General features: G+C 74.1%; 10 protein-coding genes and 1 pseudogene. 6 read left to right on the plus strand and 5 right to left on the minus strand.

Annotated elements, in window-relative coordinates; translation table 11 throughout:
• Positions 1 to 38 precede the first annotated feature (38 nt).
• Positions 39 to 1,394: a tetratricopeptide repeat protein gene (locus tag ACFYNO_RS21640; protein ID WP_388014600.1), complete on the plus strand. Its 1,356-nt coding sequence runs from the start codon at positions 39 to 41 to the stop codon at positions 1,392 to 1,394.
• A gap of 172 nt (positions 1,395 to 1,566) precedes the next feature.
• On the opposite strand, the pseudogene ACFYNO_RS21645 reads toward ACFYNO_RS21640, so the two are convergent.
• From ACFYNO_RS21645 to ACFYNO_RS21655, 3 genes and pseudogenes are all read right to left on the minus strand, one after another.
• A pseudogene (locus ACFYNO_RS21645) lies at positions 1,567 to 1,920 on the minus strand (VOC family protein); the annotation flags it as partial.
• A gap of 61 nt (positions 1,921 to 1,981) precedes the next feature.
• On the minus strand, positions 1,982 to 2,722 hold the full coding sequence (locus ACFYNO_RS21650) for a dienelactone hydrolase family protein (protein ID WP_388014603.1): 741 nt from the start codon (positions 2,720 to 2,722) through the stop codon (positions 1,982 to 1,984).
• A gap of 265 nt (positions 2,723 to 2,987) precedes the next feature.
• Positions 2,988 to 3,443 carry a hypothetical protein gene (locus tag ACFYNO_RS21655; RefSeq protein ID WP_388014606.1) on the minus strand — a complete coding sequence of 152 codons (456 nt, stop codon included), beginning with the start codon at positions 3,441 to 3,443 and terminating at the stop codon, positions 2,988 to 2,990.
• 212 nt (positions 3,444 to 3,655) lie between these two features.
• Here ACFYNO_RS21655 and ACFYNO_RS21660 point away from each other — a divergent pair, with 212 nt between their 5' ends.
• The 3 genes from ACFYNO_RS21660 to ACFYNO_RS21670 are packed head-to-tail and all read left to right on the plus strand — an operon-like array spanning position 3,656 to position 9,268.
• The gene (locus ACFYNO_RS21660; protein WP_388014609.1) at positions 3,656 to 4,405 is read left to right on the plus strand and encodes a hypothetical protein; all 750 of its coding nucleotides are present in this window, start codon (positions 3,656 to 3,658) and stop codon (positions 4,403 to 4,405) included.
• Between the two features lie 19 nt (positions 4,406 to 4,424).
• On the plus strand, positions 4,425 to 6,065 hold the full coding sequence (locus ACFYNO_RS21665; RefSeq protein WP_388014612.1) for a DNA polymerase Y family protein: 1,641 nt from the start codon (positions 4,425 to 4,427) through the stop codon (positions 6,063 to 6,065).
• The gene (locus ACFYNO_RS21670) at positions 6,065 to 9,268 is read left to right on the plus strand and encodes an error-prone DNA polymerase (protein WP_388014615.1); all 3,204 of its coding nucleotides are present in this window, start codon (positions 6,065 to 6,067) and stop codon (positions 9,266 to 9,268) included. Before ACFYNO_RS21665 ends, ACFYNO_RS21670 begins: the two co-directional genes overlap by 1 nt.
• On the opposite strand, the gene ACFYNO_RS21675 is transcribed toward ACFYNO_RS21670, so the two are convergent.
• The gene (locus ACFYNO_RS21675) at positions 9,269 to 9,691 is read right to left on the minus strand and encodes a group III truncated hemoglobin (protein ID WP_388014618.1); all 423 of its coding nucleotides are present in this window, start codon (positions 9,689 to 9,691) and stop codon (positions 9,269 to 9,271) included. It lies immediately after the preceding gene.
• A 43-nt stretch (positions 9,692 to 9,734) separates the two neighbouring features.
• Here ACFYNO_RS21675 and ACFYNO_RS21680 point away from each other — a divergent pair, with 43 nt between their 5' ends.
• The gene (locus ACFYNO_RS21680) at positions 9,735 to 10,406 is read left to right on the plus strand and encodes an HAD family hydrolase (protein WP_388014621.1); all 672 of its coding nucleotides are present in this window, start codon (positions 9,735 to 9,737) and stop codon (positions 10,404 to 10,406) included.
• 33 nt (positions 10,407 to 10,439) lie between these two features.
• Complete coding sequence (locus tag ACFYNO_RS21685) at positions 10,440 to 11,432, plus strand: aldo/keto reductase (RefSeq protein ID WP_388014624.1); 993 nt, start codon at positions 10,440 to 10,442, stop codon at positions 11,430 to 11,432.
• 43 nt (positions 11,433 to 11,475) lie between these two features.
• Here ACFYNO_RS21685 and ACFYNO_RS21690 read toward each other — a convergent pair whose 3' ends face one another.
• Complete coding sequence (locus tag ACFYNO_RS21690) at positions 11,476 to 12,543, minus strand: LLM class flavin-dependent oxidoreductase (protein WP_388014627.1); 1,068 nt, start codon at positions 12,541 to 12,543, stop codon at positions 11,476 to 11,478.

A 12,543-nucleotide genomic window follows, 5' to 3' on the forward strand; every position in this document is an offset into this window, starting at 1 on the left:
CCGTTCAACCCGTTCAAGATCGCAATTAGGGGCGACAGTTGACGGACACTAAGGCACCAAACGAGGCACTGACCCGTGTCATCGCCGAGGCCGGATGCACGTACCAAGCACTGGCGACGACAGTGCGCGCGGTCGCTTCCGAGGCGGGGGAGCACCTGGCAACGGCACCCTCGGCCGTCGCTCACTGGGTGGCCGGCGGAACCCCCACTGGCCGCACACCGCTGTACCTCGCCGAGGCCCTTACCCGGAAGACGCGCCGCAAGGTGACCGTGGCGGAGATCGGATTAGGGTCGGAAGCGATCGGGGAGGTTATGAGTGCCGACCCGCTGGCCACCGCCGCCGACCTCGGGAGAGCCGTGATGCAGTCCCGCCGTGACTTCCTCGCCAGTGTGTTCGCCACCGCAGCTGTGGCCCTGCCGCTGACTTACGATCACCAAGCGGTCGCCGCCACCTTGCGAGCGGGAAGGACCGGCGGCCGGGTGGGCGTCGGCGAGGTGGCCACCGTCCGGCACATCACCAGCGTGTTCACCGCCGCTGACGAGCGTCTTGGCGGTGGGCACGGGCTGAGTGCGGTGACCACCTACCTGACCGACACGGTGGTGCCGATGCTCCAGGCCGTGTACCCCTCCGAGGCGATTCGCCGGGACGCCTACGGCGTGGCGGCCGAACTGTCGTACCTCGCCGCCTGGAAGTACCACGACCTGGGCCGGGAGGGCGCCGCACAGCGGTACTACCTCCTCGGCTACCAACTCGCCTGCGAGAGCGATCCGACAGGACACGGAGCCTGGATGATGCGCGCTCTCGCCCATCAGGCTCTCAACCTCAAGCAGCCGGAGTTCTGCGTCGAACTGGCGGAGGAGTCCCTACGTCGAGCACGCGGGAAGGTGGACCCGCAGACCGAAGCCCTGTTGCTGATCACGAGCGCCAGGGCGTACGGAGCCGTGGGAAGCGGGAAGAGGGCTGCGGCGGCGCTTCTCGCAGCCGAGGACGCAATGCTCGACACCGCGACGCCGCCCGCGTCTTTCACGGCGGCTACCGGGCCGGTAGCGGCAACCGTCGCCTCTCACACCGCCAAGACGCTGGCCGAGCTGAAAGACCACCAGGCGGCCGAGCGCCACCACCGGGCCGCCCTCGCCGGTCGTGACCCCGAGGCGTTCCGGCGCATTCACGCCCTGACGCTCGGGAATCTGGCCCGGTCCGTCGCTGCCCAGCGGCGTCACGACGAAGCTGTGGGGATCTGGGGTCAGTCGCTGGATTTCATGGACGGAGTCGTCTCGGACCGGCACAAGAAGGACCTTCACAAAGTCCGTACCACAATGACGAGTTGGGCCCGGCGTGGCATTCCCGGCGCCGCAGACCTCGGGCAACGTGCCGCCGAACTCGTCCGAGCCTGACCCGCGCCCGCCAGACCCCGCCCTGACTGGTCGCGTGAGTGCCGGGCCGTCCCGCACCATCGAGCCGTTCGCACCGAGTAGGTCTCGCCAGACAGCAAAACGACCCGTTCGGCCAAGTGCCGGGCGGGGCTCTGTCGTTGGTGCTGACCTGCGGCTAAGCTGCACAGAACTGGTAATCACGTGTGTTGGGGTCCGCCAGGACCGTCCACGGAACGTCGGCCTGGCCGACGTCCGCAGGCGTGGCGCCGAGGTCGCACAGCCGGGCGACCAGCTCCGCCTGGTGCTCCGGCGAGGTGGTGGCGAGGTCGAGGTGCACCCGGTTCTTCGTCGCCGCTTTCGGCTCCGGGACCGGGACGAGGTCGATGCCCAGGAAGACCGGGTCAGGCCAGACCGGCCCGCCGCCGGGACCGACGTAGGTGGTCACACCCGGGCTGTACGCCGTCCAGTCGAGCGCCGCCGCCCAGAAGCGGCCGAGGGCCGCAGGGTCGAGGGCCTTGAAGTTGACCATCACGGGTCGCAGGGGCATGTGGACGATCCTACGGACCGCCGGGCCGGCAGCAGGCCGACCCGGCGGTCCGCTGCTCAGGTCAGGACTTCAGGTGCCGGTCGTAGAACCGCCCGGCGTCCTCCGCTTCGAACCACGGCGTGCCGACGTGCCCGCCCAGGTTGGCGTGCAGGGTCTTCTCCCGGCTGCCGAAGGCGTCGAACAGGTCGAGGGCCCGCTGGCGCGGGTTGCCCTCGTCGTCCCACTGGAGCAGGAAGAGCAGCGGGATGGTGAACCGCACGGCCTCCGCGCGCAGGGCAACCGGAACGTAGCCCCCGGCGAAGAGCCCGGCGGCGGCGATCCGCGGGTCGGTGACGGCCAGCCGGATGCCCAGGGCGGTCCAGCCCGAGTAGCCGACCCGGTCGCCGATCTGCGGCAGGTCGAGGAGGGCGTCCAGAGTGGTCAGCCACTCCGGAGCGGCGTTCTCGACCAGCGGGCCGACCAGCCGTTCGAAGATGCCGTCCAGCTCGTCGGCCGGCGCACCGGCCTGCATCGCCGCCCGGAGGTCGGCACGCGCCTGGTCGGCCTCGGCGGACCGGGGCCGCACCCCGCACCCGGGCGCGTCGATGGTCGCGGCCGCGTACCCGCGCGCCGCGACGTCACGGGCGCGGGCCACCAGCCGGGGCTCGTTCTTGGGCAGGCCGTTGTTGTGGGCCATCAGGATCAGCGGGACCGGCGCGGCCTCGGCGGACGCGGGGGTCCACAGGGTGCCGGGGATCTCGCCGAGGGTGAATTCGCGTTCGAGCACGCCGTCGTCGTGGCGCTGCTCGGAGATGAACTTCATGGTCGTGCCTTTCGGGAATGCGCGTGGAACGGCGCTCCCGGACGACGACCTATCGCCCGACCGTGCCCCCGGAGGAGAGCACCCATGTCGATGTCAGCTTCATCAGCTTCACGGGTACCACCTCCTCTGTCTCTTGCACGGCCTCCGGAAAGCTAGCAGTGGGCGCCGCGATCCGCCAACCGGTTTTCCGGAGCGCGGGGCCCGCCCGGACGTGCCCGAGAGGTCCCGCCTACGGGCTCACAGCAGACCCGCTCGGAGCCTCACCTCAGAAGCTCCAGCTGTAGAGGCCGCCACCCGTCTCCACTGCGGACACCGCGAGCCGGGCGACTCCCTGCAGGACCGCCAGGAGATCGTCGTCCGTCATGTCGTCCCCGTCCTCGGACCGGAGCCTCGCCGTCCAGCGTTCCGCGAGCCCTTCCAGTTCGGCGGAGCTCGCCCCTGCCAGTGCTCTGGTCAGACGCTGTGGCAAGGCGATCACCTCGACACCGTCGTTCAGAGGCGCTGTGACCCACTCCGGCCAGGGCCGCCATGCATAGAGCTGCTCACTCGGCGGGACCTCGGACGAGGGTTGTTCGAAGTACATGTCCCACTCGGCCACGGCCGTATCCGGCTCGATGAAGCGGCACTTCACGGACTCGAAGGCGCCGCTGGGCCCCCGAAGGCGCGTCGTAGCGGCGGTCGCGTCGTCGGGGGCGAGGAAGAACACGATGTCATGGGCCACCCCAGCATGGTGACAGGCACTGACACGCATGGCAGAGCGCGTTTGCGGAGGCTGCGAGGCAACCGTCCGTACGGTCGGTTCGGGCCCTCCCCCTGGCGCATCGGGTGCACGGCAGGACCAGGCCGCCGGCCAGCACGTCGACACTCTCCGTAATCGCTCACACATTCGATTCTGACTGGCATTCGAACGAACGGATGTTCGATACTGGCCTCATGGCCACCCCCGTCCTGCTGTCCCCGACGACGACACCGGTGCCGGCGTCGTTCGAACAGGCCGGCACGGTGGCGGTGCCCGGCGCGCTCGCCGGGCTGCTGCCCGGGCGGGGGCTGCGGCGCGGGGGTGTGGTGTCGGTGGTGGGGGACGTGGGGCTGCTGCTCGCGCTGGGGGCGGGGGCGCTGGAGAGCTGGTGCGCGGTGGTCGGGCTGCCCGAGGTGGGGCTGTTGGCGGCCAGTGGGTACGGGATCGACCCCGGGCGGCTGCTGCTGGTGGACGAGCCCGGGCGGCAGTGGCCCGAGGTGGTGGCCGCGCTGGCGGGTGCCGTCGAGGTGCTGGTGCTGCGGCCGGCCGGGCCGGTGGCGCCGCAGTTGGCGGCGCGGCTCGGGGCGGTGCTGCGGCGGACCGGGTGCGTGCTGCTGGTGGCCGGGGCGTGGCCGGGGGCGGAGCTGCGGCTCAGCGTCCGGGCCGGGCGCTGGTTCGGGCTGGGCGAGGGGCACGGGCTGCTCGCCGGGCGGCAGGCCGAGGTCGTGGTGGAGGGGCGCGGCGCGGCCGCCCGCGGGCGGTCCGGGCTGCTCTGGCTGCCGGACGAGCACGGGGTGGTGCGGGAGCTGACCGAGGCCGAGCGGGCCGAGGCGGCGGACTGGGAACGGACACGGGGCGGCGCACTCGCGCCCGCCGCCGTCGGGGTGGGGCACGGCGATCGGCCGGGCGACGCGGTGGGGCGGGGGCGGCTGACGGCGGTGTGAGGTGGCAGAGGTGGGTGAGGTGCGCGGTTCCGGAGCTGCGCGGGTGCTGGCGGTCTGGTATCCGGACTGGCCGATCATCGCGTCCGGCGGGCTGAGCGGGCCCGGCGACCTGGTCGCCGTGGTCGAGGACGGCCGGGTGCTGGCCTGCTCGGACGCCGCCCGGCGGGCCGGGGTGCGGCGCGGGCAGCGGCTGCGGCTGGCCCACCGGCTCTGCCCGGAGCTGCGGCTGCGCGAGCGCGAGCCGCTGGCCGAGACCCGGCGGTTCGAGTCGGTGGCGGCCGCCCTCGGGGAGTTCACCCCGCGGGTGGAGGTGCTGCGGCCGGGGCTCTGCGTGCTGCCGGTGAAGGGGCCGGCCCGGTACTTCGGCGGCGAGGAGGCGCTGGTCGGGCTGGTGCAGCAGGCGCTGGCGGAGCTGGGCGCGGAGCGGCGGCCGGTGGGCGGCGCGGACCGGGCCACCGACTGGGGCGGGCCCACGGACACCGCGGCGCAGGCTGCCGAGGAACCGGCCGCCCCCGCCCTGCTGCCGCCCGGCCCCCGGGTCGGCGTCGCCGAGGGCGTCTTCGCCGGGGTGCTGGCCGCCCGTGCCGGGGTGCTGGTGCCGGTCGGGCGGACCGCCGAGTTCCTGGCCCCCTACCCGGTGGCCGCCCTGGAGGACGAGGAGCTGGCCGAGCTGCTGGTCCGGCTCGGCCTGCCCACCCTCGGCGACTTCGCCCGGCTGCCCGCCGCCACCGTGGCCGACCGGTTCGGCCCGGCCGGCCGGCTGGCGCACCGGCTGGCCCGCGGTCTGGAGGCCCGTCCGCCGGCCGCGCCGCTGCCCGGTCTCGACCTGGCGGTCGAGCACCGCTTCGACCCGCCCGAGCAACTGGCCGAGCCGCTGGTCTTCGTCGGCCGCACCCTCGCCGAGCAGCTGCACACCGCGCTGGCCGGGGCCGGGGTGGCCTGCCGCCGGGTCTCGGTGGAGGTGGGCTGCGCGGACGGCAGTTCGGCGGCCCGGCTCTGGCAGCACGAGGGACGGCTCTCCGCGCCCGCGCTGGCCGAGCGGGTGCGCTGGCAGCTGCAGGCCTGGCAGGGCGCCGGCGCCTTCGCCCCGGAGGCGGGCGGCTTCACCGTGCTGCGGCTGGTGCCGGAGGAGCTGGTGCCCGACAGCGGGCGCCAACTCGCGCTCTGGGGGCAGACGGTGGTCGCCGACCGGGTGGAGCGGGCGGCCGCCCGGGTGCAGGCGCTGCTCGGCTACGGCGGGTTGAGCCGGGTGGAGCGGGTCGGCGGGCGCGGTCCCGGCGAGGTGCTGGTGCGGGTGCCCTGGGGCGAGCAGCCGGAGCCGGCCGCCGACCGGGACGCGCCCTGGCCCGGACGGCTGCCGCACCCCGCGCCCGGGGTGGTCTGGCCGCAGCCGGTGCCGGTCTCCGTACTGGACGCGGCCGGGCGGCCGGTCGGGGTCAGCGGCCGCGCCGAGGTCACCGCGCCGCCCTGCCAGCTGCTGCTGGAGGGACGGCTGGTGGTGATCACCGGCTGGGCCGGGCCGTGGCCGGCGGTGGAGCGCTGGTGGGATCCGGAGCTGTCCCGGCGCCGGGCCCGGTTCCAGGTCACGCTGGCGGACGGGCGGGCGCTGCTGCTGGTGCTGGCGGGCGGCGGCTGGTCGGCCGAAGGGTCGTACAGCTGATGGGCTTCGACAGCAAGCACCTGACCCCCTGGGGCGAACTGCGCCGCCAGATGACCGGGACAGCACCGACCCCGGCCGCCGCCACACCGCCGGAGCCGGAGAGCGAGCCGCCCCGGGAAGCCCCGCAGTCCGCCGAACCCCAGCCCGCCTGGGCCGAGTTGCACACCCACTCGGCCTTCAGCTTCCTGGACGGCGCCAGCGAGCCGGAGGCGCTGGTGGCCGAGGCGCTGCGGCTGGGCGTGGAGACCCTGGCGCTGACCGACCACGACGGCCTCTACGGCGTGGTCCGGCTCGCCGCGGCCGCCCGGGGCACCGCGCTGCGCACCGCCTTCGGCGCCGAGCTGAACCTGCGCGGCACCGGCGGCCTGCCGGACGAGCACCTGCTGGTGCTGGCCCGCTCCCCCGACGGCTACCGCCGGCTCTCCGCGGTGATCGCCGCCGCCCAGCTGGCCGGCGGCGCCAAGGGCCGCCCGGTGTACGAGTTCGCCGAGCTGGCGCAGGCACACGGCGGCGACTGGGCGGTGCTCAGCGGCTGCCGCGGCGGCCGGGTGCGGCGCGCCCTGGCGGACCGCGGGCCGGATGCCGCGCTGGGCGAACTGCGGGCGCTGGCCGAGGCGTTCGGCGAGCAGAACGTCTTCGTCGAGCTGATCGACCACCAACTCCCGGGCGACGACCCGGCCAACGACCGGCTGGCCGCCCTGGCGGAGCGGGCCGGGCTGGGCCTGGTGGCCTCCAACAACGTGCACCACGCCACCCCGGCCGAGGGCCGGCTGGCCCAGGGGCTGGCCGCGCTGCGCGGACGCCGGACGGTGCGCGAGGCGGCCGGCTGGACCAGGGCGGCGGGCACCGCGCACCTGCGCTCGGGCTCGGAGATGGCCCGCCGGCTGGCCCGCTTCCCCGGGGTGCGGGAGGCCACCGCGGCGCTCGGCCGGGAGTGCGCCTTCACCTTCACCGAGCTGCACCCGCAGCTTCCGGGCTTCCCGGTGCCGCCCGGCGAGGACGAGTTCAGCCACCTGCGCGCGCTGACCCTGCGCGGCGCCGAGCAGCGGTTCGGCCCCGACGCCCCGGCCGCGCACGCCCAGGTCACCAAGGAGCTCTCGGTGATCGAACGGCTGGAACTGGCCGGCTACTTCCTGATCGTGCACGACATCGTGGAGTTCTGCCGGAGTGCGGACATCTGGTGCCAGGGCCGCGGCTCGGCCGCCAACTCGGCGGTCTGCTACGCACTGGGCATCACCGCGGTGGACCCGATCCGCTACGGGCTGCTGTTCGAGCGCTTCCTCAGCATGGAGCGGGACGGGCCGCCGGACATCGACCTGGACATCGAGCACCGGCGCCGTGAGGAGGTGATCCAGTACGTCTACCGGCGCTACGGGCGCGAGCACGCCGCCCAGGTGGCCAATGTGATCACCTACCGGCCCCGGCTGGCGCTGCGCGACGCCGCCCGGGTGCTCGGCTACCCGATGGACCAGGTGAACGCCTTCTCCCGGCAGGTGGACTTCCACGGCCCGCCCGGCGAGGACGCCGTGATCCCGGCAGACGTGCTCGAACTCGGCTCGCAACTGCACGGGCTGCCGAGGCACTTGGGCATCCACTCGGGCGGCATGGTGCTGACCGGGGAGCCGATCGGGCAGATCTGCCCCACCGAGTGGGCCCGGATGCCGGGCCGCTCGGTGCTGCAGTGGGACAAGGAGTCCACCGCCGGGGCCGGCCTGGTCAAGATCGACCTGCTGGGCCTGGGCATGCTCTCCGCGCTGCACGACGCCTGCGACCTGGTGGCGGCGCACCACGGCCGCCGACTGGACCTGGCGTCCATCCCGCCCAAGGACGCGGCGGTCTACGAGATGCTCTGCCGGGCCGACACGGTCGGGGTCTTCCAGGTGGAGTCCCGGGCCCAGATGGCCACCCTGCCCCGGCTGAAGCCGCGGGAGTTCTACGACCTGGTGGTGGAGGTGGCGCTGATCCGGCCCGGGCCGATCCAGGGCGGCTCGGTCCACCCGTACCTGCGCCGCCGGGCCGGGCTGGAGCCCGCCGACTGCCCGCACCCGCTGATGGAGCGGGCCCTGGCGAAGACCCTCGGGGTGCCGCTGTTCCAGGAGCAGATGATGCAACTGGCCATCGACTGCGCCGGGTTCAGCGGCGAGGAGGCGGACCGGCTGCGCCAGGCGATGGGCGCCAAGCGCTCGCACCAGCGGGTGGCCGAGCTGCGCCAACGGCTGCTGGACGGGATGGCCGAGCGGGGCATCCCGCCGGAGGTCGCCGAGGACGTCTTCACCAAGATCGAGGCCTTCTCCAACTACGGCTTCCCGGAGTCGCATTCGATCAGCTTCGCCTACCTGGTGTACGCCAGCGCCTGGTTGAAGCACCACTACCCGGCAGCCTTCACCTGCGCGCTGCTGGCCAACCAGCCGATGGGCTTCTACTCGCCGCTCAGCCTGATCTCGGACGCCCGGCGGCACGGGGTCAGGGTGCACCCGGTGGACGCCAACACCAGCGCGGCCGGGCCGACCCTGGAGGGGCCACGGGACGCGCCGGCGATCCGGCTCGGGCTGGCCACGGTGCGCGGGCTGGGCGAGGAGCAGGCGGCGGCCGTGGCGGCGGGGCAGCCCTACCGCGATCTGGAGGACTTCGCGCACCGCACCCGGCTGCCGGCCGCCGCCCTGGAGGCGCTGGCCACCGCCGGGGCGTTCCGCTGCTTCGGCCTGACCCGACGTCAGGCCCTCTGGGCAGCAGGAGCGTTGGCGGTCTCCGGCGAGGCCGACCCGCTGCCGGGGACGGCGCCGGGCGGCGCGGCGCCGGAACTGCCCGCGATGACGCCGGTGGAGGAGACCATCGCCGACCTGTGGGCCACCGGCGCCTCGGCCGACCGGCACCCGGTGGAGCACGTCCGCCCGGCGCTGCGGCACATCGGCGCGGTGCCCGCCGCCGAGCTGGCCGGACTGGCGCACGGCAGCGAACTGATCGTCGGCGGCCTGGTCACCCACCGCCAGCGCCCGCCGACGGCCGGCGGGGTGCTCTTCCTGAGCCTGGAGGACGAGACCGGCCTGATCAACGTGGTCTGCAACCGCGCCGTCTGGGAGCCGCACCGCCGCACCGCCCTGGACCGGGCCGGCCTGCTGGTGCACGGCCGCCTGGAGCGCCAGAGCGGTGCGGTCAACCTGGTCGCCACCCGGCTGGCACCGCTGCGGGTGGCCGTGCCCTAGCTATCCGGTGCGCAGCAGCAGGGCCGAGACCGGGACGAAGCCGCCGGGGCCGCCGGCCGCCGGGTCCTCGCCGGTGGTGCGGCGGATCATGGCGACGGCGATCCGCTGGGCCTGGGCCTTGGCCCGCTCGGCGTTCGGGCCCGCGAACAGCCCGTCCACGGCGGCCGACCAGAGCTGCACCCAGCGGCCGTAGTGCTCGGCGGTGAGCGGCAGCGCGGTGTGGGGGGCGAAGAGGTTGCGGCGGTACTCGGCGTTGCGCAGCAGCGAGCCGGCCCAGAAGTCGGTGATGTGCGGCAGGTGGGCGGCCAGGTCCAGGCCGGCGAACCGCGGGCCGATCAGCGGGTCGGCGAAGGCCGCCGCGTAGAACCGGCGCAGCAACAGCTCCAAGTCCGCCCGCTCCGTGATGTCGCTGTCGCTCCGCATCCGAGCCTCCCATCGCCCGCCTCCACCGTACTAGGGTGCAGGAGTGATCGAACTGGTGATCTTCGACTGTGACGGCACGCTCATCGACAGTGAACCCCTCGGGATCGAGGTGGACCTGGTGGCGATGGCGGACCTCGGGCACCCGATGACCGAACAGGAGATCATCGACACCTTCGTCGGCACCTCGCACGAGGCCAAGACGGCGGTGATCGAGCAGATGATCGGCCGCCCGCTGCCCACCGACTGGTGGGAGCGGTACCGGCCGCTGCACAACAAGCTGATGGAGGAACGGCTGGCGCCGGTGGACGGCGTCCCCGAGGCGCTGGCGGCGATCGACCTGCCGGACTGCGTGGCCTCCAACAGCAGCCACCGCTGGCTGCGCCGGGGCCTGGAGCGGACCGGGCTGCACCAGCGGTTCGCGGGCCGGATATTCAGCGGCGCCGAGGACGTGGCCCGCGGCAAGCCGGCCCCCGACCTCTTCCTGCACGCGGCCCGCACCCTGGGTGCCGACCCGGCCGCCTGCGTGGTGGTGGAGGACAGCGCGCACGGCGTGGCCGCCGCCCGCGCCGCCGGCATCCCGGTCCTCGCCTACACCCGCGGCGTGACCCCGGCCGAGCGGCTGGCCGGGCCGGGCACCGTGCTCTTCGACGACATGCGGCGGCTGCCCGCGCTGCTCGCGGCGCACGCGTCGGGCGCGGCCGGTCTCACCTCCTGAGACCACGCCGGCCGACCTGGCAGGATGGCCGCCATGACCTACCTCGCGGCCGACTCCCGCTACGCCTCGATGACCTACCGCCGCGCCGGGCGCAGCGGCGTGCAGCTGCCCGCCGTCTCGCTCGGCCTGTGGCACAACTTCGGCGACACCCAGCCCCTGGAGGTCCAGCGCGCGGTGCTGCGCCGGGCCTTCGACCGCGGTGTCACGCACTTCGACCTGGCCAACAACTACGGCCCGCCGTACGGCTCGGCGGAGAAGAACTTCGGCACCCTGTTCGCCCAGGACTTCCGCCCGTACCGGGACGAGCTGTTCATCGCCAGCAAGGCCGGCTACGACATGTGGCCGGGCCCGTACGGCGACGGCGGCAGCCGCAAGTACCTGCTGGCCAGCCTGGACCAGTCGCTGGGCCGGATGGGCCTGGACTACGTGGACGTCTTCTACTCGCACCGCTTCGACCCGGAGACCCCGCTCGAGGAGACCATGGGCGCGCTGGCCAGCGCGGTGCGCCAGGGCAAGGCGCTCTACGCGGCGATCTCCAACTACCCGGCCGAGCAGCACCGCGAGGCGGTGGCGATCCTGCGCGAGCTGGGCACGCCGGTGCTGCTCAACCAGAGCGCCTACTCGATCCTGGACCGCCGCCCGGAGAGCACCGGTGTGCTGGACGCGGTGGGCGACACCCAGACCAGCCTGATCGCCTACTCCCCGCTGGCCCAGGGCCTGCTGACGGACCGCTACCTGAGCGGCGAGGTGCCGGCCGGCTCCCGGATGTCGGTGGGCCACTTCCTCAAGGAGGAGGCGCTGACCCCGGCCAAGCTGGAGCAGCTGCGGTCGCTGAACAAGGTGGCCGAGCAGCGCGGCCAGAGCCTGGCCCAGCTGGCGCTGGCCTGGGTGCTGCGCGACCCGCGGGTGGTCTCGGTGATCATCGGGGCGAGCAGCGTGCGCCAGCTCGACCAGAACCTGGACGCGCTGGCGGCCGGCCCGCTGGCCGCCGAGGAGCTGGCCGAGATCGACCGGCTCTCCGCGTAACACCCTTCGGCCGGGCCCGCCGCGGGGGCGGGCCCGGCCGAACTCAGCCGCGCAGCGCCGGGAGGACGGTCTCCGCCACCCGGTAGGCCTCCTCCAGCAGCGGGTTGCCGGAGAGGATGAAGGTGTCCACCCCCAGCTCCTCGAACTCCCGCAGCCGCTCGACCACCTGCGCCGCACTGCCGACCACGGCGGTGCCGGGGCCCGGGCGGAACAGGCTCATCCCCGGCCACAGGTTCGGTGAGCTCTCCAACTCCCGGGCGTGCGCGGGCACCTTGCCGCCGTGCTGGCGGAACTGTCGCTGCCAGCCCACCCCGTCCTCCGCGGCCCGGCCGCCGAGCTGCCGGGCGTAGGTGGCCTCGCTGGTCACGTCCAGCAGCCGGTCGGCGGCCGCCCAGGCCTGCTCCTCGGTGTCCCGGACGATCAGGTGCAGCCGCAGGCCGATCCGCAGCGTGCGGCCGTGCGCGGCGGCCCGCTCGCGGACCAGCGCCAGCTTCTCCTTGAGCAGGTGCGGCGGTTCGCCCCAGGTGAGGTAGACGTCCACGTGCTCGGCGGCCATCTCGATACCGGCCGCCGAGGAGCCGCCGAACCAGAGCGGGATGTGCCCCTCGCGCTTGGGGGTGAGCTCGCGCAGGCTCGCCCCGGCGCCGGTCAGCTGGTAGAACTCGCCCTGGTGGTCGAAGACTTCGCCGCGGGTGAGGCGCTTGACCAGGCCCCAGTACTCGGCGCTGAGCCGGTAGCGGTCGTCGTGCTCCACGTCCAGTCCGAACTCGCGCAGCTGGGCGGTGGAGCCGTTGACCACGTTGAACCGCAGCCGGGGGCCGTGCAGGTGCTCGAAGCTGAGCGCCATCTTGGCCAGCAGGGTGGGCGAGACCAGCCCGGGGTGCACGGCGAGCAGCGGCTGGAAGCCGGGGCCGGTGGCGGCGGCGACCGCGCTGCCGAGCGTCCAGACGTCGTAGAGGTCGGTCGCCAGCAGCGCGCCGCTGAAGCCCAGCCGCTCGACGGCGCTCGCCAGTTGCTGCAGGTAGCCGAGGTCCACCGGGCGCCGGCCGGCCGGTTCCCAGGGGTAGGCGCCCTCGCGCGGGATCAGGTACCAGAGGAACTCGCTCGCCAT

This window comes from Kitasatospora sp. NPDC006697, assembly GCF_042869935.1.
Taxonomy (GTDB): Bacteria; Actinomycetota; Actinomycetes; order Streptomycetales; family Streptomycetaceae; genus Kitasatospora.

Bases quoted from the DNA above. Each gene is read 5' to 3' on its own strand.
- ACFYNO_RS21650 (WP_388014603.1), bottom strand. From the start codon at position 2,722: ATGAAGTTCATCTCCGAGCAGCGCCACGACGACGGCGTGCTCGAACGC.
- ACFYNO_RS21660 (WP_388014609.1), top strand. From the start codon at position 3,656: ATGGCCACCCCCGTCCTGCTGTCCCCGACGACGACACCGGTGCCGGCG.
- ACFYNO_RS21670 (WP_388014615.1), top strand. From the start codon at position 6,065: ATGGGCTTCGACAGCAAGCACCTGACCCCCTGGGGCGAACTGCGCCGC.
- ACFYNO_RS21675 (WP_388014618.1), bottom strand. From the start codon at position 9,691: ATGCGGAGCGACAGCGACATCACGGAGCGGGCGGACTTGGAGCTGTTG.
- ACFYNO_RS21685 (WP_388014624.1), top strand. From the start codon at position 10,440: ATGACCTACCTCGCGGCCGACTCCCGCTACGCCTCGATGACCTACCGC.
- ACFYNO_RS21690 (WP_388014627.1), bottom strand. From the start codon at position 12,543: ATGGCGAGCGAGTTCCTCTGGTACCTGATCCCGCGCGAGGGCGCCTAC.